Raw genomic sequence first — 25525 nt, 5'->3', positions numbered from 1 at the left:
TATTACACAGAACTCTCGATGAGCCACGATAGGTTTTACTGCAACGGTCGCACTTCGAATGTTCTGTATGTATTCGTTTAAATGGGTGAGATGAATGGTCATCTGCAAATGCAGGCGTAAATTTCAGCTTTCGCCTTTCGCAAAACCGAATAACCTTCGAGGGACTTGCACCAGCAACGAATAGCTAACCTGCGTCGAACACTCCAGGGCTTGCAACTGATCGACTACGGTGCTGAAACCGATGCTTTGCTCATGCTGCGTATGCGGCCAGTCGCTGCCCCACACCAACTGGCGAAGGCCGAAACTTTGTTCCAGCAGCGGTAATGCCATTCGAGCGAAATTGATGTTCTGTTGCGGCGTACCTCCCAAACGATAGATTCCCGATACCTTCATCCAGATCGAACCTTTCGATCCCAACTCCAGTAACTCGCAAAAGCCGGGCTGATCGACGCCCGAATTGGCATCCGGCCGACCAAAGTGATCAATCACCAACTTCAAACCGAACGGCGTCAATTGATGGATCAGTCCCGGCAGATCCTTTACCTCCCTATGCAACTCGACATGCCAGTCAAGATCAGCAATGTGGCTAAAAAACTCTCTCCAGGCACTGTTACGAAAATCAGGTAACGCCTTACCCATAAGGTTCAAGCGAACGCCGACCACGCCCAGGTGATCCATGTCATTCAACATGGCGCGACTGACGCCTGGCTCCAGCACAACCACTCCTCGCAACTGCTCCGGCGCTTGCTTCAATGCCGCCAGCAGGTAGCTATTGTCGGTGCCGAGAAAGCTCGGTTGCACCAATACGCCATGACTCAGACCATGAGCGTGCAAGTGCGTCAGATACTGCTCAAGCGTGGCGTCGTAATCAGGGGTATAGCGCCGTGCACCGACCAGGCATAGATCACGGCTAAACACATGAGCATGGGAGTCGATGCCGGTGATCGGCGTAGAACAGGTGTCAGTCATAGCGTTCATCTATAGAAGGTAAAGGGCATCAGGCCCGCGCACTCTCGTTGCCGTTGACCGTTGCTGGCACCGATGCACTCGAGGCTTCGAGGCTGCGTCCACGGGTTTCCGGCAGACAAAGTGCCGCGATCACCGCCACGCCATAGGCAATCCCGGCGTCGATACCAATCGCAGACCCAAGCGACATGGAGTCGCTCATGTGACCGACCAGGAACGGGAACACCGCGGAAAGCACTCGGCCAAAGTTGTAGCAGAAGCCGACGCCGGCGCCGCGCACGTCTGCCGGGTACAGCTCGTTGAACAACGCGCCGAGGCTCGCTGGAATACCGGCCGCGAAGAAGCCGAGCGGGAACCCCAGAAACAGCATCTGGGTATTGGTCAGCGGCAGGAACACATAACACTGCACGGTGACGACACAGCACAACGCGAACAACACGATGTTTTTGCGGCGGCCAATACGGTCGATCAAGAATCCGCTAACAACGCAGCCACACCAGAAGGCAAAGATGATCACGGCCAGGTAGCCACCGGAGTTCAGCACCGACAGGTTGCGTTCGGTCTTGAGGAATGTCGGCAGCCAAGTCATCACCGCGTGGTATCCGCCGTGTGCGCCCAAGCCCAATAACCCGCCGAACAGCGTTACGCGGAGCAGTTCAGGTCGGAAAATACCGGCCAGGGATTTGAAGAAGCTCTGTGGAATGGCGTGTTCTTTCTGCAAACGTTGGAAGCTGTCAGGCTCCTCGACATTACGCCGTACCCAGAGGATCAGGAACGAGGGCAGCAGGCCTACGATAAACATCACACGCCAGGCCATGTCTTGCGGTACGAACGTATAAATCAGCGCAAATACCCCGACCGCCAGCCCCCAACCGACCGCCCAGGCACTTTGCACAGTGCCCATCACTTTGCCGCGGTATTTCGGGTTGATGGTTTCTGCCATCAATACCGCGCCGGCGGCCCACTCACCGCCAATGCCGAAGCCTTGCAGTGCCTTGACCATCAGCAACTGATGGAACCCTGTGACGAAGGCGGACAGAAAGGTGAAGAAGGAGAACCACAGAATCATCCACTGCAACGTACGCACCCGGCCGTAGCGGTCGGACAACGTCCCCCCTACCCATCCGCCGATGGCCGAAGTGACCAGCGTGACGCCGCTGATCAGCCCGGCATCGCCCTTGGTCAGTGCGAACGCAGCGATCAACGCCGGAATGGCCAGGCCGAACATTTGTACTTCCAGAGCATCCAGCGACCATCCGCCGAAGCAGGCCCAGAATGTTTTGCGCTCCCGAGGAGTGACTTGGCGATACCAGCTGAACATGATTTCTTATCCTTATAAGTGAAACGTGAGGCAGCCGAAAGCGAACCGCGCCGCTACGAGGCCAGGCATGGCAAGCAAGACGATGAAGACGGCGCAGATCAGGCGCCGATGAGCGATCCGCTATTGAGGCAAGGCGCTAGCGAATATCCACGCTGTAACGGAAATGCTGGGCATGCCCACGGGAGCGACGCCATTCCAGAGGCGTCCCGGCGTAGTCACGCGCCAGACGCTCGATCACCACCACGGGACTGTTGACCGCTACTTGCAGCAATCGCGCATGCACGTCGTTTACAGACTCGGCGGTGAGTGTTTCTTCGGCAGAAGCGACGACCTGACCGCAGACTTCTTCGTAAATCGGATACAACAGCGGCCCTTTTCGACTCAGGTCGATCTCCAGCAGCGGCTGAAACCGGCTGCGAGGTAGCCAGATTTCTTCGGCAAGTACCGGCTGAATATCGAGAAGACGTACGCGAACAATGCGAATAACCGGTGCGTCGATTGGCAGGCCTAACGTTTGGGCCACCGCCGAGGGTGCGGCCACCGGCTCAATCGACAAGATGCGACTCTCCGGCACCTGGCGCTCGCCCGCAGCGGTCTGGAAGCGGAAAAATCGGAACAGTGACGATTGAAACTGCGGCCGGCGAACGAAGGTGCCTCGACCTTGCTGACGCTCAAGAACGCCCTCACTGACCAGCGCGTCAACCGCTTTGCGTACGGTGCCAGTGGACAGTTGGTACTCCGCTGAAAGTGCAGCCTCGGTGGGAATGGCCTCCCCGGGACGCCAACGATTGTTGGCAATCTGTTCAGCCAACTGATCTCGCAGGCGCTGATAAAGCGGTAGCCGGACATCGCTGGATAAGGAGTTCATCGACTTTATTCACCTTGTTATCTAGTCATATATATGAATCTTGAGGCGAGTATTCTCCTGATGCATTTTTCTGTCAACAAGGGTTGCTGATCTCGCTGACGAAAGGTGGGTGAGCCTAGGTCAACTGGAATGACCCACTGCCTCAATCCGAGTGAGCCCTACCCGCTCAGCCTGTTCTAAAATCTCCTCTGGCGTCGCGTCCGTAGTGGGCTTGATCTGGACTATGTGATTCAGTCCGGCACGCTTAAAGGTGTCGGATTTGGATGGCGCAACGGCAAGTCCAACAGCGAGGCGGCGCGTGACCAGGACCAGAATCGCTTGATCGTGAGCTACAGTATTCCGCTGCTTTAGCCAATCGACATCACGATATCGCGCACTTGGTAATCGCTGGCCCGGCCGCTTTACTTCAGCGCTGACGCAGAGTCAGCGCTTTATTGGCAGCCCCCCGACATGTAAGCGTCAGGCGGCTCCGGCAATGCGGCAAGCATGTCTTGCAGTCCGGCGGCCCATTGCATACGGATACGCATGAAATACGGGTCGTCGGCCGTGATGCGATAACTTTTTGCACCACCAAAACTGTCTTTTCTGAACACCAGCAGATCCAGCGGCATACCCACCGACAGGTTGCTGCGCATGGTCGAGTCGAACGAGATCAGCCCGCAGCGCAGGCCCTCTTCGAGTGATGTGCGGTACGTGAGGTTGCGATCGAGTATCGGTCGGCCGTACTTGCTTTCACCCAATTGCAGGAAAGGCGTGTCCTCCGTCGCCTGAATGAAGTTGCCTTGCGGGTAAATGCTGTACACATCCATCGCCCCCTCCGCGATCTGCCCGCCCACCAGAAAAGAGCAACTCAAGTCGGTCTTGCCGGCCAACTTGGTACGGTCCCGGGCGACAACTTCGCGAACGGTTTCGGCCACCAGCACAGTGGCGTCATAGAGTGTGCGGACATTCAACAGGTGCGGGCCAGGCCCACTGCAACGCTGCTTGAGCAAGTTCACCACCGATTGCGAGGTGGCCAGATTGCCCGCGGTCTGCAACACAATCAGCCGCTCGCCCGGCGTGCTGAAAATAAACAACTTACGAAACGTTGAAATCTGGTCGATACCGGCATTGGTCCGTGAGTCGGAGATGAACACCATCCCGTCGGCCAGGTGCATAGCGACGCAATAAGTCATTTGCGCTTACTCGTGAATTCTGGATGAAAGGCCATACCGTCTCCCCGACGGCATGGCCAATTACGATGAACGTTTCAGGCTTATTGGTGCTGAACCTGAAACAGCGACGTTACCTGTACCCGCGCCAGCATCGACTCGGCCCCGCCACCACGACGCATGCCACGTACCGGGCAGGCGTCGAGGTAGTCCAGGCCCACCGCCAGTTTCAGATGGCGTTCGGGCCGGGCCAGCCGGTTGGTGACATCGAAGCTGTACCAACCATCGTCGAGCCAGGCTTCGGCCCAGGCATGGCTGGCCAAGTGGTTTTCATCTTCGGTGCACAAGTAACCGGAGACATAACGCGCAGGAATCCCCAGGCTACGGGCGCAGGCCAGGAAGGCGTGAGTGTGGTCCTGACAGACCCCGCCTCCGCCCGCAAACGCCTCGGCGGCCGTGGTGTCCACGGTGGTTGCGCCCGGGTTGTAGACCATATGGTCGGCCAGGCCGTGCATCAGGTCGATCAACGCCGTTCGATCACGCCGTATGCCGCAGTGCTGCACGGCGAAGGCATTCAGGGCATCGTCCGCAATCGTCAGCTTACTGGTGCGCAAAAACGGCAAAGGCGATTGGCTGTCGCGCTCCAGCTCACGGTCCGAGTCGATATCCACCTGACCATAAGCTGTCAGTACCAAGGCCCCATGGGGTTCGTCCATCGTCAACACATGCAGGATGTTGCCGTACGGATCAAACTGGCTGCGCACCAGGCGCGGCAGTTCCAGGTGCCATTCCAGGATGCGCTGGCGTTCACTGTTCTGCGGCGTCAGACGCAGGAACTGAATGCTGGTGCAGACTTCATCGGCGTAGCTGTAGGTGGTGTCGTGACGTATGGACAGTTTCATACGGCCTCCAGATAGGACTCGTGAACGGTCTGGCCGAGATGGCGAACCTGGGAGATGAAGTCAGTCAGCCAAAGGTGCAGACCGAAGCCGAGAATCTCGTCGATACCGGTGTAGCGCAGCCGAGCATTCAACTCGGCGGCCAACCGCTGGGCGGCCCGCCCGTTGCTGCCCGGCAGGCTGGCGAGGATATGGTCCAGTTCCTCGATACAGGCGTGCAACGAACGCGGGACGTCGCTACGCAACAACAGCATCTCGGAGACCTGCTCGGCGCCCGGCGCATTGCGGTAGATCTCGTTGAACGCCTCGAAGGACGACAAGGCCCGCAACAAGGCACTCCACTGGTAGTAGCCGCGCGCGGAGTTGTCACTCACCTCCTCCGACTCCTCGCCGAACATTTCGTAGCGTGCATCCAGCAGGCGCAGCGTGTTGTCTGCCCGCTCAAGGAAAGTCCCCAGGCGAATGAAGCAGTAGGCATCGTTGCGCATGATGGTGCCCGAGGTCGCACCGCGGAACAGGTGCGAACGCTCCTTGACCCACTCGCAGAAATGGCTGATGCCATAGCGCGCCAGACCATTGCTGGCGATGTTGCGCATCTCCAGCCAGGTGGCGTTGATGTTCTCCCACATGTCGGCGGTGATGCGTCCGCGCACGGCATGAGCATTGGCTCGCGCGGCTTGCAAACAGCAATAGATACTCCCGGGGTTGGTTTCATCCAGCGCGAAGAAGTGCAACATGCGTTCGGTGTTGAGCTCTCCATAACGCTCGTTGTAATCGTCCAGCGTACCGGCGGCGAGCAGCGACATTGCCAGTTCGGCGCGGCCATCGGTACGCCCCGCCTGAGGCATCAACGACAACGAGTAACTGACTTCGAGCATGCGCGCCAGGTTTTCGGCGCGCTCCAGGTAACGGGACATCCAGTAGAGGTCCGAAGCGGTTCTTGAAAGCATGTCTTAGTCCTCCACTACCCAAGTGTCTTTGGTGCCGCCGCCCTGAGACGAGTTCACCACCAGCGAGCCTTCGCGCAATGCCACGCGGGTCAGGCCACCGGGCACCAGACGGGTTTCTCTGCCCGACAGCACAAACGGGCGCAGGTCAATGTGGCGTGGAGCGATGCCGTTTTCGACAAAGGTCGGGCACGTCGACAGGCACAGGGTTGGTTGGGCGATATAAGCTTCGGGGCGTGCCTTGAGGCGCGCGCGGAAGTCTTCGATTTCCGCCGCCGTGGCCGCCGGGCCGACCAGCATGCCGTAGCCACCGGAACCCTGGGTTTCCTTGACCACCAGTTCAGGCAGATTCGCCAACACATGGGACAGTTCTTCCGGTTTGCGGCATTGCCAGGTAGGCACGTTCTTGAGGATCGGTTCCTCGGCGAGGTAGAAGCGGATCATGTCGCCGACATAGGGATAGATCGACTTGTCGTCGGCCACACCAGTGCCGACGGCGTTCGCCAGCACCACGTTGCCTGAGCGGTAAGCGGCAATCAGGCCCGGTACGCCGAGCATGGAGTCCGGGTTGAACGACAGTGGATCGAGATACGCATCGTCGAGACGGCGGTAAATGACGTCCACCTGTCTGGGGCCTGCGGTGGTGCGCATATAGACGTGATCGTCGCGGACAAACAGATCTGCGCCTTCAACCAGTTCCACGCCCATTTCACGGGCCAGGAACGCATGCTCGAAGTAAGCGCTGTTGAAGCGGCCCGGGGTCAGCACCACGGTCGTGGGATTGTCCAGCGGACTGGAGCTCCTCAAGGTGTCCAGCAGCAGGTTCGGGTAGTGATCGATCGGCGCCACACGCTGGGCGGCGAAGAGTTCGGGGAACAAACGCATCATCATCTTGCGGTCTTCAAGCATGTAGCTGACGCCGCTGGGAGTGCGCAGATTGTCTTCCAGTACGTAGTAGCTGCCATCGCCGTCGCGGACCAGATCGACCCCGGCGATGTGGGCGTAGATGCCCCGGTGCAGATTCAGGCCCTGCATGGCGACCTGATAACCCTCATTGGCCAATACCTGTTCGGCCGGGATGATGCCTTCCTTGAGAATACGTTGCCCGTGGTAGATGTCGTCCAGGAACATGTTCAATGCCTGGACCCGCTGAATACAGCCACGCTCGACCATTTGCCATTCGCTGGCCTTGATGCTGCGCGGAATGATGTCGAACGGAATCAACCGCTCGGTGCCCTGCTCGTCCCCGTATAAGGTGAAGGTGATGCCGGCTCGGTGGAACAACAGGTCGGCTTCGCGACGACGTTGATCCAGCAACTCCAGAGGTGTGTCCGCCAACCAACGCGCGAACTCCTGGTAATGTGGGCGGCAGCCACCACTCGCATCATACATTTCGTTAAAAAAAGCTCGGGACATACCCTACTCCTTGCCGCGATACAGACGGCATTTTCTTATAACTTCGCTATTTCAATAAAATCAGGCCTTACGTTGTTTTAGTGAGTACTGTTTCTGTTGAGCACCTCAGTGTGCGTCGTTAACTTCCTGTCTCATTTGGAAACAAATTCCGCGTGAATTCGGCAACCTGTTGACGCGTTCCGACGCCAGAGACTTGGCCTTTGCGGTTTGATTTCTGGCGCCCCATTTATAACGTTCCCCCATAATTTTTTTTCGATGAAAAACCACACTAGCGGTGGTTTGAAAGTACTTTTGCAAGGGCTGTGCCCAACTATTGTTACGATCGATAAAAACCGGAAAAACCCTTAGACAAGCCGGAATTGCGACACATCGTTTCATTTTTGAGACGAAAATCGATAAGACTACTGAAACGGTTTTTCCACTTGTAACTTGCACAACTCTGGATCGGACGAAAATGGTGCATTTGGCAACTGATTTGAGTTTTATGCCCTACAAGCGGGAAATTCCTACTCACTGTTTTTATTCTGCTTGTAATACAAGGCGTCCAGCGCGGCGCATTGATGAATACCGACGCACTATTAATGGTCAATAAAATGCACCCGGAGATGACGCCTGAAGCGAAGCTGCAAAGTAGTGAGGCATGGAGGACGGCCCGACACTGAGCCTTACCATCCGTACTACGCCAAAACCATATTCCACGCCCCGATGGCCAAGCTACAACGCAATAGGCATTGAGCTAGACAGTTGCTGTCCGACGCACGGCATCAGGCCGCGGGCAAACAGATCAGGATAGTTGATCCTGATCAATAGTTTGCCGGTTGATCGCGTACACGCTGTCGGGCACGCAACGACGCAATGCCATGGATTGCTCACCGCCAGCGTACTCAGAAAGCAAAGGATGAGCCTGCACACATCAGGATGATTGATTCCTGCCTTTTTGGAGCGCCGTCAATGAAGATTTATGTTGAAAAAGACCCTGCACAGAATTGTTGGTGGGTTCACATGGGTCTGTGGATGGCGAGCTTCCGCAGCCTTGATGGTGCCGAGTCTTTTGTCGAGAGATTGAACTCCCGAATCAATGCCCCGCACTCTCTGGAAATGATTACAAACCGTCCTTTGTGGCCGGGAACGATTTCCCGCAGCTCGCCTCTCGATCAGCACGATGAACCTCACTTGGCAAAGCCTGGGCCGAACGTATCAAGCAACTGTTGCCGTACCAGGTCAACACGGACTTGATGAAAGCCACCGGCAACCCGCGCCCCCGGTTCATGCACTGCCTTCCGGCATTCGTTCTGTGAAATCCGAGCGTCCACGAGCGCTTTGCTTTCCCGGGAAATCCCGCCTGCGAAGCTCATTGGCGCGGGCTAACCCACTGGATAAATCACGAGATAACTTTCGACCGCATCGTCTATCGTTGGAAAAAACGCCGTTTCGCCCAGCTTGGCGAAAAGCCCGAATCGCTTTAGCTTGTCCTTGACCGGATCCTTCATCTCGGCCACGCACAACTTGATACCCGCCCCACGCAAGGTTTCATCGAGTTCAGCCAGCATATCGGCAGAAGTTACGTCCACGCTGGTGACCGGTTCCGACGCTACAACGAGCCAATGCACGGGCGAAGGCGATGTTGCCACGGCGTCCAGTACCCGGTCATTGAACAGCTCGGCATTGGCGAAAAACAAAGGCGCATCCCAGCGAAACAAAACCAGGCCTGGGATAAGGCGCGCGTCGGGATAGCGCTTGATATCGTGGTAACCCCGGATCTTTTCCGGGCTGCCCAGAACCGCCGAGTACGGGCGCCAGCCATCCCACAGGAACTCGATGACGGCGATCACGATGGCCAGGCCGATGCCCTCGATCGCGCCCAGTACGACCACACCGATGGTGCAGACGATCGACAGCCAGAACTCCCAGCGCTGGATGCGATAGATTCGTCGCAGGTCGGTCACTTCGATCAGGCCGATGGCGGATGCGATCACCACTGCCGCCAATGCGCTGGTAGGCAGGTTCTGCAACAGGTTCGGCGCCACCATCAGCAATAAGGCAACGGCGATCGCACCGACGACACCGGTCAATTGGGTTTTCGCGCCTGCGGCCTCGGCGACGGGTGTCCGGGATGAACTGCTGCTGATTGGAAACCCCTGAAAAAGCCCGGCGGTCAGATTGGCGAAGCCGAGCCCGACCATTTCCTGGTTCGGGTCCACATAAGTACGAGTCCGCGCCGCATAGACACGAGAGAGCACACTGGTGTCGGCGAACGAAACGAGGGCGACGGCACAACCACCAATCAGGACGGGGACGATATCAGCCCTGGTGATCCAGGGAATGGCGAATGCTGGCAGCCCCTGTGGGAGCGATCCCAGGACCGACACCCCGGCGCGAGCTGCAAGGTCCAGTACACCAACGGCAACGGTCGCGCCTGCCACTGCGACCAGAATGCCCGGCACGCGTTTATTGCCCTTGAGTAGCAGGATCACCGACAGAGTACTTGCGCCCACCGTGAACGCGGCCCAGTTGGTTATCCCAGCCATCACTGCTGTAGCGATCTCCCATACATTTCTCAGCGGCCCGTCGGTTTCGATCGAAAAACCGAAAAACTTTGGCAGTTGACTGATCAATACCACCAGCGCAATCCCGTTCATGTATCCGTAGCGGATCGGTTTGGAAAGCAGCTCAGTAATGAAGCCCAGACGCGCGATGCCAGCCAGGATGCACACCACCCCCGAGACGATCGCCATCATGCCCGCGAGGGCGATTGCGCGATGCGGATCGCCGCCGGACAGTGGCAAGACGACGGCCAGGATGACAGCAGCCAGCGAAGAGTCTGGCCCAAGCACCAGAATCCGGCTGGGACCGAACAACGCATAAGCGAGTAATGGAACGATCGTTGCGTAGAGCCCGTAAATACCGGGTACGCCCGATGCCACCGCATAGGCGATGCCGACGGGTATCAGCATTGTGGTGAGCACCAGTCCGGCCACGAGGTCGTGGCGCAACCAAATCATTTGGTATCCGCGCAACGTACGCAGTCCCGGGAGCCAGCGGTCCCAGAGGGTCTGGCCGTCGTTCGACTTGCGGTGCGCAATCCGCCCCGGTTCCGGGACGGGAGGCACAATATCCGAATGACTCATGGCAATGCAGCCCTTGGCGGAGACTCGCTCGGCAATCCGTCAGAATTTTTCGGGAATTCGCCGCAACGGATAATCCGGCTCGCGATAACCGCCTGCCTTCTCTTGCAGACCGCTCATTCGTTTTATCCAGATCGCGTGGACGGCCCTTCTGCTCTTGACGTTTAACTCCATCAGGCCCCCGGTGAGTCTAGAACATGATCAGCGATCATGAGGGGCGTTCGCCCTGATGAAAAACCAGAGCGAATACCAACCGAATCGACCGTTGCAGGGTTGTCCTGCAACATAGAATCTCCCACAGGGTTTGGATCAACCTGGCTGTCAGGTCAGCAACACTTCGGCCCTGCCTTACCGCCGTAACGAGCCTCCTGACGTTCGCGAAAGAACATCTCGTAGCTCATCACCGGCTTGTCCGGGTGTTCGGTTTGCATATGCTCGACGTAGTTGTCGTAGTCGGGCATGCCGACCATCAGGCGCGCGGCCTGACCGAGGTATTTACCGAGGCGACTCAGGTCATTGAACATGCTGCCCTCCTCGATCAAGCATCTGGCAGCGCATGGAATGGCGCTTCTTTATCCGTACGTTCTTTGGTGCCCCAGGCGGCAATGCCGACTTTAAGCGCAAAGAACAGGATGCTGAACACCACGAGCAGGAACAACACCGTCAGCGTCGCGTTGGTGTAGGCGTTGTAGATCACATGCTGCATCTGCTCAATGCTCTTGGCCGGTGCGAGCACCTGACCGTTGGCCAGGGCATCGCTGTACTTCTTCGCCAGCGACAGGAAGCCGATCGCCGGGTTGGCGTCGAACAGCTTGATGAAGCCTGCAGTGGTGGTGCAGATCAGCAGCCATACCGCTGGCAGCATGGTCACCCACACATAGCGTTGGCGTTTCATTTTGATCAGCACAACGGTTGCCAACATCAGCGCGATACCGGCCAGCATCTGGTTGGAGATACCGAACAGTGGCCACAAGGTGTTGATCCCGCCCAACGGGTCGATCACGCCTTGGTACAGCAGGTAACCCCACATCGCCACGCAACCGGCGGTGGCGATCAGGTTGGCGGTCCAGGACTCAGTGCGTTTCAGCGCCGGCACGAAGGAACCAAGCAAGTCCTGCAGCATGAAACGTCCGGCACGGGTACCGGCATCGACCGCAGTGAGGATGAACAGCGCTTCAAACAGGATCGCGAAGTGGTACCAGAACGCCATGGTGTTTTCACCCGGCAGCACGTGGTGCAGGATCTGCGCGATACCGACCGCCAGGGTCGGCGCACCGCCGGCACGGGCCAGGACGGTGGTTTCACCGATGTCCTTGGCCACCGCTTGCAACGCTTCCGGGGTAATCGCGAAACCCCAGCTGCTGACTGTCTGTGCAACCGAAACAGCGTCGGCGCCGACAAGGGCCGCCGGGCTGTTCATGGCGAAATAGACACCCGGTTCGATCACCGAAGCGGCCACCATCGCCATGATCGCCACGAAGGATTCCATCAGCATGCCGCCATAACCGATGTAACGGGCATGGCCTTCGCTGGCGAGCAGCTTCGGCGTGGTGCCGGAAGCGATCAGTGCGTGGAAACCGGACACTGCGCCACAGGCAATGGTGATGAACAGGAACGGGAACAGCCCACCCTTCCACACCGGCCCGGTGCCGTCGATGAACTGGGTCAATGCCGGCATTTTCAGCTCGGGCATGGTGATCAGAATGCCGATCGCCAGCGCAACGATGGTACCGATCTTGAGGAACGTGGACAGGTAATCACGCGGCGCCAGAATCAGCCATACCGGCAACACCGCCGCCACGAAACCGTAGCCGATCAGCATCCAGGTAATCTGCAGTCCAGTGAAGGTAAAGGCTTTGGCCCAGACCGGGTCAGCAGCAATTTGCCCGCCCAGCCAGATCGAACCGAGCAGCAACGCCACGCCGATCACCGAGATTTCACCAATACGGCCCGGACGGATGTAGCGCATGTAGATGCCCATGAACATCGCGATCGGGATGGTCGCCATCACCGTGAAAATGCCCCACGGGCTCTCGGCCAGGGCCTTGACCACGATCAGCGCCAGCACCGCGAGGATGATGATCATGATCAGGAAGCAGCCGAACAGCGCTATGGTCCCGGGGATGCGGCCCATTTCTTCACGGACCATGTCGCCCAGGGAACGGCCGTTGCGGCGAGTGGACATGAACAGGACCATGAAGTCCTGAACCGCACCGGCCAGCACCACGCCGGCAATCAGCCACAGCGTACCGGGCAGATAGCCCATCTGCGCCGCCAACACCGGACCGACCAGCGGCCCCGCGCCTGCAATGGCTGCGAAGTGATGACCGAAGAGTACGTGTTTATTGGTCGGCACATAGTCCAGACCATCGTTGTTGAGTACGGCGGGAGTGGCTCGATTGGGGTCGAGTTGCATCACCTTGGTGGCGATGAACAGGCTGTAGTAGCGGTATGCGACAAGATAGATAGCGACGGCTGCGACTACGATCCAGAGGGCGTTGATGGCTTCGCCGCGGCGCAGGGCCACGACACTTAGCGCAAACGCTCCCAAGACAGCCACGGCAAACCAGGCGAGGTGTTTAGCCAGACGGGGCATAGCGTGTCTCCTGCCGACAGTCAGTGACTGCGGCGGTAATTATTATAATTGTGTCCGCTTTGCGGAGCGGGCCCAATATCCACCCATGCTGTCGACAAATAAATCCGCGTTACTACGTACGTGGCGTCTACGTAGTTCTACGTAGACGGTTTGTCATTCTGTCCAGCACTGCTACTGGAGGCGCGTATCTTTGGCATATGATGCCGGGCCTTCGCCCTCCCTCGGTCTGGCCAGGAGTAGAGATGCAGCTCAAACACAAAATCGTCGCGCTCGGCATTCTGCCGCTGGTGTTGGCGATCGCGGTCATCTGCGCGCTGGTGATTTCCCTGAACCGCCAATTGGGTGATCAACAGGCGCAACTGATCGAAGACAGCATTCTGGCCAGCAAGCGCGCAGAGCTGAAAAACTACGTTGAAATGGCACAAAGCCTGATCGCGCCGCTGTACGACAACGGCCGTGGTGACGAACACGCACAGCAACAAGTGCTGGAAGAACTGCGCAAGCTCAGTTTTGGCATCAATGGCTACTTCTTCGTCTACGACCGCGAAGGCCGCAGCCTGATGCACGCACGCCAGTCAGAGCTGGTGGGCCAATACCTGTGGGACATGAAAGACCCTCACGGCCTGCCGGTAATCCAGGCGTTGCTCAAAAGCGCGGCATCCGGCGAAGGCTTTCAGCGTTACGCCTGGAACAAACCCTCTTCCGGCCAAGTGACCGACAAGCTCGCCTACGTAGTGATGCTCGATCGTTGGGGCTGGATGCTCGGCACCGGCATCTACCTTGAAGACGTTGAACGCGCCACCCAACAAGCGCGTGCCGAGGTGGCTCAGGGCATCCGCACAACCATGCTGGCGATTGCGGCGGTGGCGCTTGTAGCGGTGCTATTTGTGTTCGCCAGCGGCATGACGCTGAACGTCAGCGAACATCGCCTGGCCGACAAAAAGCTGCAGCGCCTGACCCAACGTATCGTCAGCCTGCAGGAGGAAGAGCGTTCGCGGGTTTCCCGAGAGCTGCACGACGGCATCAGCCAGCTGCTGGTCTCTATCAAGTTTCAGTTCGAACTGGCCAGCCATGTACTGGAGAATGGCCAAGACAAAGGCTTGAGCATTTTAAGAGACGCCACCGAGCGCCTGGGGGAAGCGATCGGTGAGGTTCGCAGCCTCTCCCACGACCTGCGCTCATCATTGCTCGACACCCTCGGCCTGCCGGCGGCAATCGGTCAACTCGCCGCCGAGTTCGAGCAACGCAGCGGTCTTGTTGTAACCTTCAACGATAACGAATTCGACTGTCACCTGGCCGATGGCGCCGCCGCCTCGCTGTTTCGCATTGTGCAAGAAGGCCTGACCAACATCGAACGCCACGCCCAGGCAAAACACGTCATCATTACCCTGCACGGTTGCGAAAAGTCCGTACGGTTGACGGTGATCGATGACGGCATAGGTTTCAATGTCGCCCAGGTCGAACGTCGCCAGGCCGGCATTGGTCTGCGTAATATCCGCGAGCGAGTCGAGCATTTTGGCGGTCGATTCGACCTGACCTCGATGCCGGGAAGAAGTGAGCTGGACGTGCTGCTGCCGATGAAGCCACCCAGTACAGAACGCTGACTCACCCCATAACAATTAGAGTGAATGCCTGCGATGAACCTGCCCTACCCGATCCGCGTCGCCCTGGTCGACGATCACTCCCTGGTCCGCGATGGCATCAAATCGCTGCTGGCGGTCATGGCGCCGCTGGAAGTGGTGGGCGAAGCCGAGAATGGCGCCGATGCCATTGAGATGGTCGGGCGCTGTCAGCCGGATCTGTTGCTGGTCGACATCAGCCTGAAGGATATCAACGGGCTCGAGCTGACCCGGCTGTTGCGCAGCCAGTACCCGTCGCTCAAGGTGCTGGTGCTGAGCATGTACGACAACTACGAATACGTCAGTGAATCGGTTCGCTCGGGGGCCAGCGGCTATGTGCTGAAGAACGCGCCTTCACGGGAAATCATTGCGGCCATCGAAGCCATTGTCAGTGGTGGGACGTTCTACAGTGCCGAAATCGCCCAACGGCTCATCGCCGATAAAAGTACCGACAACGAACTGACACCACGCGAGAGCCAGGTGCTGTACAAAATGGCTCAGGGGTTGAACAACAAGGAAATGGCTCGCGAGCTGGACATCAGCGTCCGCACAGTGGAAACCCATCGCCTGAGCATCCGCCGCAAACTCAACATCGACAAACCCGCCGCCCTCGTAAAATACGCGATCGATCACGGGATCATCTCTCGTTAGAAGCACTCACACCGTACTCACGTTGACCACACGCGCCGTGCGGATAAACAAAGCACGCACCTTGTCCCAGAAATTCCCGCCCAGTACGAAAAAGCTGCCGACCAACATGGCATCGCCCAGCGCCTGGACCTGCCAGAGGTTCGGTCTCAGCCCCGGCCACAGTGTGTCCACGTAAGGCTCGAGAAAGGATGAAATCAGTGGCAGGCAAAACATCACCAGGCCAATTCGATGGCGAGCCGGGCCTACTTCCAGTTCAGTCGGTGCGAGCGTGGAAACATAGCCAAACACGCTGCGCTTGAGTTGCTGAAAACCAGACTTGCCCATGACGGCGATGGCGAGGATCAGCAGAATCTTGTTGCTGATAAACAAAATGCCTGTCAGTGCCGCGATCTTTGGGCCGGGCACATCCGCAGCGGCGGCGAGCGGCACCAACAGCCAGGCGAGCACTGTCAAACTGAGAATCCCGATGCCTGCTTTGAAACGCCAACCGGTGGAGCTGGGGGCAATCTCGTCCTGGGGACTGGTCATGGTCTTCGTACCCTTCTTTTTCACCCGAATGAATAACTTTCAAAAGCGTAGCAGTTGCTCGGTGCCCTGTTTGTCAAACATGACCTTGTGTTTGTCTTGGCTGTACTAACCTAAGCGGAACCGGTTCAAGCCCGCACAGCCAGGGCATTCAATATTGGGGACGCTAGGATGACGTTTTCCCGTGACCAACTTACAGTGCTGCGATGCTGACGCGCCCGGCTCCGCTGCTTCTACTGGGGGCCCTCGCTCTTGGCGGCTGCGTGCGTCTGGGGCCGGATTTTCAAGCCCCGGGCGAGGCCTGGACAAAACTCTGGAGCAGCCCTGCGCTTGAACAGGCCAGCCAAAGACGCGCCTATCCCGATGTGCGCCAGTGGTGGCAAGTGTTCGCCGACCCGGTCCTCGACGGGCTGATCGCCGAAGCGGATGCGCACAATTCCAACCTGAAAATTGCCGGCCTTCGCGTCATGGAAGCCCGTGCCCGGTTGGGGATAGCCCAAAGCGGACGCTATCCGCAACTGCAGCAGGCCAGCGCCGAGAGCTTGTACATCAACCGTCGGCAATACGGCGGCAACAACCCGCAAGACAGCCATTTCTGGCAACACAGCGTGGGTTTTGATGTCGGTTGGGAGCTGGACTTCTGGGGACGTTTCAGTCGGGCCATCGAGTCGTCAGATGCCAGTTACTTTGCGGCTCAAGCCAATTATGAAGACGTACTGGTACTGCTGCGTGCTCAAGTGGCCGACACTTACTTCTCATTGCGCACCACCGAAGCGCGTTTACGCGTCGCCCGGGAAAACGCCGAACAGCAAAAGCGCAACTTTGAAATCACCGAGAAACTGTTCAACAGCGGCCAGAGCGCCGAGCTCGATTTGCAACAAGCCAAGACCCAGTACCTCGGCACCTTGAGCAGCATTCCGGAGCTTGAAGGGCAAGTACTGCGCACCCGCAACGCATTGGCCGTACTGATCGGACAGCCGCCCAACGCCCTGCCCCGATTGCTCGAAAACCAGGGACTGATTCCGCTGGTAGACCGTGCCGTGCTGCAAGACGTACCCGCCAGCCTGCTGTTGCGTCGACCGGACGTACGCGCCGCCGAACTCAACGTCGCCGCCCAATCGGCACTGATCGGAGTGGCAGAAACCGACTTCTATCCATCGCTGACCTTGCTCGGCAGCATCGTCTGGTCGACCGACACGCTGAAGGGCACCTCCAACAGCCTGGACCTGATCGGCGGCCCCAGTTTGCGCTGGAATCTGTTTGATCACGGTCAGATCAGCAACAACGTGCGGGTGCAGGATGCGCGGTTGCAGCAGCTGATCGAGGTTTATCGCGACAAAGTCCGCGAGGCTGCACGCGAAGCCGATGATGCCGCCAGCGGCCTGAGCAAATCACTGGAACGCGAGCGCATCCTGAGCGAAGCGCAGGTCGCCGCCAAGCGCTCGCTGAGCCTGGCCAACAGCCAATACCGCGAAGGCTACTCGGACTTCCAGCGGGTGCTGGATGCCCAACGCGCATTGCTCGAACAACAGGACAATTACCTGGTCAGCCGCAGCAATGCCGTGAGCAACCTGATCGCCCTGTACAAAGCCCTCGGCGGTGGCTGGTACAGCGCCCTGCCAACCGTCGACCCAGGCACTCGCCAACAAATGGAACACCGCACCGATTGGGGCAACCTGCTGCATGAACCAGCCCCTTCACCAGCCCTCTCTTCCACGTCAGACAAGGTCAAAGCCGATGAGTGAACCCTCACCGCCCGCCACTGAAGCGCCCTCTTCCAAGGCGCCCGAACCGGCTGCCGATCCGGCAAAAAAAGGCATCAAATGGGTGCTGCTGCTGATCGTCCTGAGCCTGGCCTGGTATCTGTTGGCTGACCGTTTCACGCCGTATACGCAACAGGCTCGGGTCGGTGCCTTTGTGATTCCGGTGGCGGCTGAAGTGGCCGGTCAGGTGATCCGCGTGAATGTGCGCAACAACCAGGACGTCAAGGCAGGCGATGTGCTGTTCGAAGTCGATCAGCAGCCCTATCAGATAGCCGCCGACCGCGCACGCGCGGATCTTGAGTCTACCCGCCGGCAGATCGGTGCCAGCACTGCCGGCATTGCCTCCGCGCAAGCCTCGTTGCGGGCGGCTCAGGCCAATGAACTCAAGGCCCGGCAGGATAACGAACGCCTTGAAAGCCTGTACCGCCAAGACCGCGGAACCATTTCCGTGCGCTTGCTTGAAGCCTCTCGGGCCAGCCGTGAACAGGCCGTCAGCCAGGTTGCCGCGGCCCGTGCCGAAGTCCAGCGCGCACGGGAACAGGAAGGCGGCAGCGAGGAAGACAACGCGCTGTTACGCAGCGCCGCCACGGCGTTATCAAAAGCCGAACTCGACATGGCCAACACCCAAGTCCGCGCGCGCTCGGCGGGTTTGATAACTGACCTGCGCACCGACGTCGGCCAATTCGCCGCGGTCGGCACGCCGGTCATGACCTTGATTGCCATCCACGATGTGTGGATCAGTGCGGACATGACCGAGAACAACCTGGGGCGGGTCAAGCCTGGAACTCCGGTGGCGATCGTGCTGGACGCGCTGCCCGGCGAGGTCTTCGAGGGACGGGTGCGCAGCGTCGGCTACGGCGTCAGTGTGGGGCAGACCCCGGCGCCGGGCACTTTGCCCAGCGTGCAAAACAGTCGCGACTGGTTGCGACCGGCCCAACGCTTCCCGGTGATCATCGAATTTTCTGACGAGGCGATGCAGGTGCTACGTGACAATCGCGCCATTCGTGCCGGGGGCCAGGCCGAAGTCATGGCCTTTCCTGCGCAGAACAATCCGCTGAATCCCTTGGGACGCGTGTTTTTCTGGCTGATGAGTTGGTTGTCTTATGCCTACTGATCGCCCGCCCGGATTCCAACGGGCGCCGCGTCTGGCCGTCGGCACGGCGCTGTGCCTGGCCATCAGCTTCGGCCTGGCACTGCCGATTCCGTTTATTGCGCCGGTGCTTTGCGTGTTGCTGTTGGCCACGCTTAACAAACCCCTGCCATTCAAGGCCGGCGTGATGCTGGCAGTGGTTGCGATGCTGACCACCGGCATCGGGCTGTTACTGATCCCGGTCCTGCGTTATTACCCCCTCAGCGGTGTGCTGCTGATCGGTGTCGGTCTGTTCCTGGCCTTTGGTTTCGGGCTGCGCGGCGGCAACACCTTGGTCGTGACCTTTCTGATCATCGGCCTGACGATGATTTCCTCGGCCGGCGTTGCCGAGTTCGATCTGGCGATAATGGTCATCGGTGCCCTGGTCAAGGCCTTGCTCCTCGCCGTCATCGTCGTCGCGATCAGTCACTGGCTGTTTCCCGACCCGGCCAATGCACCCTTGCCACCTGCCGCCAGCGCTATGCCGGCGCAAGAAGTGCCCAGGATAGCGCTGCGTGCCACCCTGATCGTGATCCCAGCGTTCTTGTTGGCGCTGATCGACCCGGCCAGTTATCTGCCGATCATTTTGAAAGCGGTCAGTCTGGGCCAGCAGAGTTCAACTGTAACGACGCGCAACGCCAGTCGCGAACTGCTCGGCTCGACCTTGATGGGCGGGCTGTTGGCCATTGTGTTCTGGTGCGCGCTCAGCCTGTTCGTGCACTTGTGGATGTTCTTTCTGTGGATGCTGCTGTTCGGCTTGCTGTTGGCGCGCAAGCTCTATGCCCTGAGTCCGACTCGACAAACCCCGGGGTTCTGGCTCAACAGCCTGATCACGCTGATCATCCTGCTGGGCCAGTCGGTGCAGGACAGTCTTGCCGGCAAAGACGTCTATACCGCCTTCGCCGTGCGCATGGGGTTGTTTATCGCCCTCACGCTCTATGCCGACCTGATGGTTCACCTGATTGAACAGCGGCAGAGAACGCCCGGTGCTCAGGGCGTTACCTGATAACCCCGCCCTTGCAGGCAGCTGGTATAGGCGGTTGAACTGGTCGACGCGTTGGTCTTTTGCTGCGCCCGACGCTCCTGACGCTGGCGCGCGCCACCAACCACTGCGCCCGCCGCTGCGGTTTGCCCGGCCCGGTTCTGGCGATATTCCTGTTTCACATCGTCGTCGACCCCCTCGTAAAACTCGTCATGCTGACGCCCCCGGACCTCAGCGCCCACCGCCCCGGCAGCAGCACCCACCGCGGCACCGCGCAAGCGCCCGCCCGAGGGTGGTGGTGTTGAGGAACTCTGACTCGCCGCGACGTTGCGGCAATCGTTGATGTCCAGCTGGGTTTGTTGCGAACTCTGCCCTTTCAACGGCACAACCGTTTCGGCCTGGACCTGCGTACAGGCCATCGACACTACGACACACAGACTGAAAGACGATAACCGACTCATGATGACCTCCGACAAGGTCCACTGTGTTGGCGGGCGAGCGTCTGGCTGGGAAGCTCCTGGAACAACGCTCGATAACTGCTGGAAAACCGCCCCAAATGCCAGAACGACCAGTGCATCGCCACTTGCGCGACTGTCGTGTCGCTGGCCGTTGGGCTGAGCAACTCACGGCGCGCACTGTTGAGCCGGCGCAAACGCAACCAATGCGAGGGCGTCATCCCGGTGTACGCCTTGAACGCGTGCTGCAACTGACGCAACGAAACCCCGGCCACCTGGGACAGTTCCAGCAAGTTGAGGGTTTCTTCCGGGGTATCGGCGGCCCATTCGGCGACGCGCTTCATGATCGTTCGCTCTTCGGCCCGACGCTGCAAGCCTGCGCGATCCAGGCACACACAAGCGTTATCGAGGATGAACAAACAGTCCTCCAGCAACTGCTGGGTCAATGCCTCTTTGCTCGGCGGATCCAGCGTCTGCTCCAGTCGCGTCAAGGTGCCGCTCAACCAGCGGCTGAACAGCGCGTTCTGCCCGCAATTGAGCGGCGACATGAACAAGCCTTCGAGCCGCGCCACGTCCAGGCCATGCCGTTGAACGAATTGCGGTCCGAACACCACGGCGATTTCCTGGTAGTTCTCCGGGGTGATCCAGATGTTGCGGCTCTCGCCGTTCAACATGTACAGCGAGTTGTCGTTGCGATCGAAACAGAACGCCAGTGAACCTTCGGGGGCGCTGAAATTCTGCTCGACCCGGGTGTTCATCTGCTCTTCGTAAATCTCCACGCCTTGCAAGTCCAGATAGCGCACCCGCCCGGCGAAATGCCCCGGTGACATCTGCTGATAGTGCTGCACCCAACCCGGTGTGGCGCGGATCTGCTCGGCCACGTCGGCGGTGTTGAAGGCTTGAACCTGTAACGGATTGCACGCTGTCATGGGGTGACCTTACGCACTCGTTTGGTGCGTTTTGGTGCTGCTTAAAGTGGATAGATGGAACGCCACGGCTCACCCAAGATAGTCGTCAACGCGCCACAGGGGAAGTGTCCGGTGGATGAAGGCGCCTTCCCCGGCGTAATTCAAACCAACAATGAGGTCTTTATGAATGTCCCTTTCGATCAGCTGTTCACGTGGCTGAAAGATCACAAGATTACCGAGGTCGAGTGTGTGGTCAGCGACTTGACCGGCATTGCTCGCGGCAAGATTGCACCCACCAACAAGTTCCTGCATGAGCGAGGCATGCGCCTGCCGGAAAGTGTGCTGTTGCAAACGGTAACCGGGGACTTTGTCGACGACGACATCTACTACGACCTGCTCGACCCGGCCGACATCGACATGGTCTGCAAACCTGTCGCCGACGCGGTTTACGTGGTGCCGTGGGCCATCGAACCCACCGCCATCGTGATCCACGACACCTTCGACAAGTTCGGCAACCCCATCGAACTGTCGCCGCGCAACGTGCTGAAGAAAGTGCTGCAGCTTTACACCGACAAAGGCTGGCAGCCGATTGTCGCGCCGGAAATGGAGTTCTACCTGACCCAGCGCTGCGAAGACCCGGACTTGCCACTCAAGGCGCCGCTGGGGCGTTCTGGCCGTGCGGAAAGCGGTCGACAGTCTTTTTCCATCGACGCCGCCAACGAGTTCGATCCACTGTTTGAAGACGTCTACGATTGGTGCGAACTGCAGGGCCTGGACCTCGACACGCTGATCCACGAAGACGGCCCGGCGCAGATGGAAATCAACTTCCGTCATGGCGATGCGCTGGACCTGGCGGACCAGATCACCGTGTTCAAACGCACCCTGCGCGAGGCGGCACTCAAGCACAACGTGACTGCGACTTTCATGGCCAAACCCATTGGTGACGAACCTGGCAGCGCCATGCACATCCATCAAAGCGTGGTCGACATCGCCAGCGGCCAGCCGATCTTCGCCGATGCCGACGGGCAGATGAGCGAGCTGTTCCGGCACCACATCGGCGGCCTGCAAAAGTACATCCCCAAAGTGCTGCCGATGTTCGCGCCCAACGTCAATTCGTTCCGCCGCTTCCTGCCCGACACCTCGGCACCGGTCAACGTCGAATGGGGCGAAGAAAACCGCACCGTCGGCCTGCGCGTGCCGACCTCGAGCCCCGACGCCATGCGCGTGGAAAACCGTTTGCCGGGTGCCGACGCCAACCCTTACCTGGCGATCGCCGCGAGCCTGTTGTGCGGCTACCTGGGCATGGTCGAAAAGGTCGAGCCGAGCGCCGCGGTGCAGGGTCGTGCCTACGAGCGACGCAACCTGCGCCTGCCGATCACCATCGAGGACGCACTCACGCGCATGGAAGAGTGCGAAACCATCAAGCGCTACCTGGGCAGCAAATTCGTCCGGGGGTATGTCGCGGTCAAGCGCGCCGAACACGAGAACTTCAAGCGCGTGATCAGCTCCTGGGAGCGCGAGTTCCTGCTGCTCAGCGTCTAAAAAACACACGCCCGCTCCCACAAAGCCAAATAACTCAAAGAGGTGTCGATATGCGTCTATTGAAATCCGTGGTTCCGGTCGCGCTGGCGGTATTGTTCAGCGCCGGGGCGCAGGCTCAGCCAAGCGTCAGCGTCTACAACTGGACCGATTACATCGGCGAGACCACCCTCGCCGACTTCCAGGCAAAAACCGGGATCAAGGTGATCTACGACGTATTCGATTCCAACGAAACCCTGGAAGGCAAACTGCTCGCCGGCCGCACCGGGTATGACGTGGTGGTGCCGTCCAACCACTTTCTCGCGCGCCAGGTGAAGGCCGGTGCGTTCCTCAAACTGGATCGATCGCAGCTGCCCAACTTCAAAAACCTCGACCCGAAACTGCTGACCCTGCTGGAGAAAAACGATCCGCAGAACGCGCATTCCGTACCGTATCTGTGGGGCACCAACGGCATCGGCTACAACGTCGACAAGGTCAAGCAAGTGCTGGGCATTGATCACATCGATTCCTGGGCCGTGTTTTTCGAACCCGAGAACCTGAAGAAACTCAGCCAGTGTGGTGTGTCGATGATGGACTCGGCTGATGAAGTATTCCCGGCAGTCCTCAACTACATGGGCATGGACCCACGCAGCGAAAACCCTGAGGACTTTAAAAAAGCCGAAGCCAAACTCTTGAGCATCCGGCCTTACATCACCTACTTCCATTCCTCCAAGTACGTCTCGGACTTGGCCAACGGCGACATCTGCGTGGCCTTCGGTTACTCCGGCGACGTGTTCCAGGCGGCCAATCGCGCCAAGGAAGCGAAGAACGGTGTGAACATCGCCTACTCGATCCCGAAAGAAGGCAGCAACCTGTGGTTCGACCTTCTGGCAATTCCCGCCGACGCCAGCAACCCGAAAGAAGCCCACGCCTTCATCAATAACCTGCTGGACCCGCAAGTGATCGCCAAGGTCAGTGCCTCGGTGGGCTATGCCAATCCGAACCCGGCGGCCAAGGCATACATGGATGCCGAGTTGGTCAATAATCCTGAGGTCTACCCACCCCAGGACGTCCTCGACAAACTCTACATTTCCACCACCCCGCCCCAGGCGATCATGCGTCTGATGACCCGTTCCTGGAGCAAAGTGAAGTCCAACCAATGAATCAGCATGACAAGCAACATGCCCGCTCCTATTACGCGGCATCGGCCAATGGCATGGCACCCTACCCTACGCTGGATTCGGACCTTGAAGCCGATGTCTGCGTGATCGGTGGCGGGTTCACCGGGGTCAACACCGCGATCGAACTGGCACAGCGCGGGCTCTCGGTGATTCTGCTGGAGGGCCGGCGGATCGGCTGGGGCGCCAGCGGTCGTAATGGCGGGCAGTTGATCCGTGGCATTGGCCATGACGTCAGTGGGTTCGCCCGTTATGTCGGCGAGGAAGGCGTGCGTTATCTGGAGCGTGCGGGCATCGAGTCCGTGGAACTGGTGGGCAATCGCATCCGTGAACATGGCATCGATTGCGACCTGCGCTGGGGTTTCTGCGAACTGGCCAATACCCCGGCGCAGTTCGCCGCGTTCAAGGCTGAGCTGCAAAGCCTCGCCGAGTTGGAGTACCCCCATGAAACCCGACTCGTCGGCCCCGAGCAGATCCGCCAGCAAGTGGTGGGCTCGGACCTTTATGCCGGCGGCCTGATCGACATGGGTTCGGGTCACTTGCATCCGCTGAATCTGGTGCTCGGCGAAGCGCGGCTGGCGCAATCTCTCGGGGTACGGATTTTCGAGCAGAGCCCAGTGCTGGAGTTGGTCCACGGCAGCCCCGTGCAGGTTCGCTGCGCCGGCGGTACAGTGCGCGCCGGCAGCCTGGTGCTGGCCTGCAACGCACATCTGGAAGAACTCGAACCGCGCCTGAGCGGTAAGGTGCTACCGGCGGGCAGTTACATCATCGCCACCGAACCGTTGGCACCCGAGGTGACCGCTCAGCTGATCCCGCAGAACCTGGCGCTGTGCGACCAGAAAGTCGGTCTTGATTACTACCGGCTCTCGGCGGATCGACGCTTGTTATTCGGCGGTGCCTGCCATTATTCCGGGCGCGACCCCGTGGACATCGGCGCCTATATGCGGCCGAAAATGCTCAAGGTCTTCCCGCAATTGGCGGATGTGCGCATCGACTATCAATGGGGCGGCAAGATCGGCATCACCGCCAACCGCTTCCCCCAGGCCGGACGCTTGAGCCAGTACCCGAACGTGTTCTACGCCCAGGGTTATTCCGGCCATGGCCTGAACGTGACCCACTGGTGCGCCCGGTTGCTGGCCGAAGTGATACAGGTCGGCCACAGCCGGGGGCTGGACGTGTTCAGCGCCGTGCCGCATATGACCTTTCCCGGCGGACGAACCCTGCGCTCACCGCTGCTGGCGCTTGGCATGTTCTGGTACCGGTTGCGCGAATTACTTGGCTGAACTGTGGCGAGGGGGCTTGCCCCCGTTGGGTCGCGAAGCGACCCCAAAATCTGCCGTCGCATTCTTGCAGGCATACCGGTTGACGACTGCTGCGCAGCCGAACGGGGGCAAGCCCCCTCGCCACAAGCCGCATCCAGGACATCCCTGGAATCGCCTTTAGATTTGCTCAATCGCAAGTCACTTCTATATTGAGGGAGTGCTCTGACTTTTCTGCCTCCCGGCGAG

At 59.1% G+C, this 25525-nt stretch carries 21 protein-coding genes and 2 pseudogenes; 10 read left to right on the top strand and 13 right to left on the bottom strand.

Features of this window, described 5'->3' with window-relative positions; translation table 11 throughout:
• Positions 1 to 123: 123 nt before the first annotated feature.
• From PGR6_RS14260 to PGR6_RS14250, 3 genes are all read right to left on the bottom strand, one after another.
• Positions 124 to 969 (bottom strand): amidohydrolase family protein, encoded by an 846-nt coding sequence (locus tag PGR6_RS14260; RefSeq protein WP_018925911.1) that lies wholly within the window; start codon positions 967 to 969, stop codon positions 124 to 126.
• A gap of 28 nt (positions 970 to 997) precedes the next feature.
• The gene (locus PGR6_RS14255; protein ID WP_018925910.1) at positions 998 to 2287 is read right to left on the bottom strand and encodes an MFS transporter; all 1290 of its coding nucleotides are present in this window, start codon (positions 2285 to 2287) and stop codon (positions 998 to 1000) included.
• Between the two features lie 136 nt (positions 2288 to 2423).
• On the bottom strand, positions 2424 to 3155 hold the full coding sequence (locus PGR6_RS14250) for a GntR family transcriptional regulator (protein WP_064617839.1): 732 nt from the start codon (positions 3153 to 3155) through the stop codon (positions 2424 to 2426).
• A 213-nt stretch (positions 3156 to 3368) separates the two neighbouring features.
• Between PGR6_RS14250 and PGR6_RS29370 the strand changes: the two are divergent.
• Positions 3369 to 3506 (top strand): annotated as a pseudogene (locus PGR6_RS29370) (OprD family outer membrane porin); the annotation flags it as partial.
• Positions 3507 to 3586: 80 nt separating this feature from the next.
• Here the strand turns inward: PGR6_RS29370 and PGR6_RS14245 are convergent.
• From PGR6_RS14245 to PGR6_RS14230, 4 genes are all read right to left on the bottom strand, one after another.
• Positions 3587 to 4330, bottom strand: coding sequence for a proteasome-type protease (locus PGR6_RS14245; RefSeq protein WP_064617837.1), 744 nt, complete (start codon positions 4328 to 4330; stop codon positions 3587 to 3589).
• Positions 4331 to 4410: 80 nt separating this feature from the next.
• Positions 4411 to 5208, bottom strand: coding sequence for a transglutaminase family protein (locus PGR6_RS14240; RefSeq protein ID WP_019578893.1), 798 nt, complete (start codon positions 5206 to 5208; stop codon positions 4411 to 4413).
• Positions 5205 to 6155: an alpha-E domain-containing protein gene (locus tag PGR6_RS14235; RefSeq protein WP_019578892.1), complete on the bottom strand. Its 951-nt coding sequence runs from the start codon at positions 6153 to 6155 to the stop codon at positions 5205 to 5207. Before PGR6_RS14235 ends, PGR6_RS14240 begins: the two co-directional genes overlap by 4 nt.
• Positions 6156 to 6158: 3 nt before the next feature.
• The gene (locus tag PGR6_RS14230; RefSeq protein ID WP_007938225.1) at positions 6159 to 7568 is read right to left on the bottom strand and encodes a circularly permuted type 2 ATP-grasp protein; all 1410 of its coding nucleotides are present in this window, start codon (positions 7566 to 7568) and stop codon (positions 6159 to 6161) included.
• 1178 nt (positions 7569 to 8746) lie between these two features.
• On the opposite strand from PGR6_RS14230, the pseudogene PGR6_RS29360 reads away from it, so the two are divergent.
• Positions 8747 to 8857, top strand: a pseudogene (locus PGR6_RS29360) (ornithine carbamoyltransferase); the annotation flags it as partial.
• Positions 8858 to 8932: 75 nt separating this feature from the next.
• Here PGR6_RS29360 and PGR6_RS14225 read toward each other — a convergent pair.
• The 3 genes from PGR6_RS14225 to PGR6_RS14215 all read right to left on the bottom strand — a co-directional run bounded on the left by PGR6_RS14225 (position 8933) and on the right by PGR6_RS14215 (position 13289).
• Complete coding sequence (locus PGR6_RS14225; RefSeq protein ID WP_064617835.1) at positions 8933 to 10696, bottom strand: SulP family inorganic anion transporter; 1764 nt, start codon at positions 10694 to 10696, stop codon at positions 8933 to 8935.
• Positions 10697 to 11019: 323 nt separating this feature from the next.
• Positions 11020 to 11217 carry a YbdD/YjiX family protein gene (locus tag PGR6_RS14220; protein WP_007938220.1) on the bottom strand — a complete coding sequence of 66 codons (198 nt, stop codon included), beginning with the start codon at positions 11215 to 11217 and terminating at the stop codon, positions 11020 to 11022.
• Positions 11218 to 11231: 14 nt separating this feature from the next.
• A complete protein-coding gene (locus PGR6_RS14215; protein WP_064617833.1) occupies positions 11232 to 13289 on the bottom strand; it encodes a carbon starvation CstA family protein in 2058 nt (685 codons plus the stop codon).
• A 242-nt stretch (positions 13290 to 13531) separates the two neighbouring features.
• On the opposite strand from PGR6_RS14215, the gene PGR6_RS14210 reads away from it, so the two are divergent.
• Positions 13532 to 14893, top strand: a complete 1362-nt coding sequence (locus PGR6_RS14210; RefSeq protein WP_064617831.1) for a cache domain-containing protein — start codon at positions 13532 to 13534, stop codon at positions 14891 to 14893.
• Between the two features lie 33 nt (positions 14894 to 14926).
• Positions 14927 to 15559, top strand: coding sequence for a response regulator (locus tag PGR6_RS14205; RefSeq protein WP_018925859.1), 633 nt, complete (start codon positions 14927 to 14929; stop codon positions 15557 to 15559).
• Positions 15560 to 15565: 6 nt separating this feature from the next.
• Here PGR6_RS14205 and PGR6_RS14200 read toward each other — a convergent pair whose 3' ends face one another.
• Positions 15566 to 16087, bottom strand: a complete 522-nt coding sequence (locus tag PGR6_RS14200) for a transporter suffix domain-containing protein (protein ID WP_019578884.1) — start codon at positions 16085 to 16087, stop codon at positions 15566 to 15568.
• Positions 16088 to 16290: 203 nt separating this feature from the next.
• On the opposite strand from PGR6_RS14200, the gene PGR6_RS14195 reads away from it, so the two are divergent.
• From PGR6_RS14195 to PGR6_RS14185, 3 genes are read left to right on the top strand one after another with little or no spacing between them, the layout of a single operon-like run.
• On the top strand, positions 16291 to 17829 hold the full coding sequence (locus PGR6_RS14195; protein WP_064617829.1) for an efflux transporter outer membrane subunit: 1539 nt from the start codon (positions 16291 to 16293) through the stop codon (positions 17827 to 17829).
• Complete coding sequence (locus PGR6_RS14190; protein WP_064617827.1) at positions 17822 to 18961, top strand: HlyD family secretion protein; 1140 nt, start codon at positions 17822 to 17824, stop codon at positions 18959 to 18961. Before PGR6_RS14195 ends, PGR6_RS14190 begins: the two co-directional genes overlap by 8 nt.
• The gene (locus PGR6_RS14185) at positions 18951 to 19982 is read left to right on the top strand and encodes a DUF2955 domain-containing protein (RefSeq protein WP_064617825.1); all 1032 of its coding nucleotides are present in this window, start codon (positions 18951 to 18953) and stop codon (positions 19980 to 19982) included. The genes PGR6_RS14190 and PGR6_RS14185 overlap by 11 nt, the downstream gene beginning before the upstream one ends.
• Here the strand turns inward: PGR6_RS14185 and PGR6_RS14180 are convergent.
• Together PGR6_RS14180 and PGR6_RS14175 are read right to left on the bottom strand one after the other, a co-directional pair.
• A complete protein-coding gene (locus tag PGR6_RS14180; protein WP_064617823.1) occupies positions 19967 to 20419 on the bottom strand; it encodes a YMGG-like glycine zipper-containing protein in 453 nt (150 codons plus the stop codon). The two genes, PGR6_RS14185 and PGR6_RS14180, sit on opposite strands and share 16 nt — an antisense overlap.
• Positions 20416 to 21342, bottom strand: coding sequence for a helix-turn-helix domain-containing protein (locus PGR6_RS14175; protein WP_018925853.1), 927 nt, complete (start codon positions 21340 to 21342; stop codon positions 20416 to 20418). The genes PGR6_RS14180 and PGR6_RS14175 overlap by 4 nt, the downstream gene beginning before the upstream one ends.
• Before the next feature lie 162 nt (positions 21343 to 21504).
• On the opposite strand from PGR6_RS14175, the gene PGR6_RS14170 reads away from it, so the two are divergent.
• Genes PGR6_RS14170 through PGR6_RS14160 form a run of 3 tightly spaced genes read left to right on the top strand, consistent with a single transcriptional unit; the run spans position 21505 to position 25300 of the window.
• Positions 21505 to 22863 (top strand): glutamine synthetase family protein, encoded by a 1359-nt coding sequence (locus PGR6_RS14170; RefSeq protein WP_018925852.1) that lies wholly within the window; start codon positions 21505 to 21507, stop codon positions 22861 to 22863.
• A gap of 50 nt (positions 22864 to 22913) precedes the next feature.
• Positions 22914 to 24002: a polyamine ABC transporter substrate-binding protein gene (locus PGR6_RS14165; protein WP_019578877.1), complete on the top strand. Its 1089-nt coding sequence runs from the start codon at positions 22914 to 22916 to the stop codon at positions 24000 to 24002.
• On the top strand, positions 23999 to 25300 hold the full coding sequence (locus PGR6_RS14160; RefSeq protein ID WP_064617821.1) for an NAD(P)/FAD-dependent oxidoreductase: 1302 nt from the start codon (positions 23999 to 24001) through the stop codon (positions 25298 to 25300). The genes PGR6_RS14165 and PGR6_RS14160 overlap by 4 nt, the downstream gene beginning before the upstream one ends.
• Positions 25301 to 25525: the final 225 nt, after the last annotated feature.

It is taken from the genome of Pseudomonas sp. GR 6-02, from assembly GCF_001655615.1.
Taxonomy (GTDB): Bacteria; Pseudomonadota; Gammaproteobacteria; order Pseudomonadales; family Pseudomonadaceae; genus Aquipseudomonas.
The sequence above is the reverse complement of the archived record's forward strand: the minus strand, read 5'-3'. Positions and strand labels throughout refer to the sequence as shown.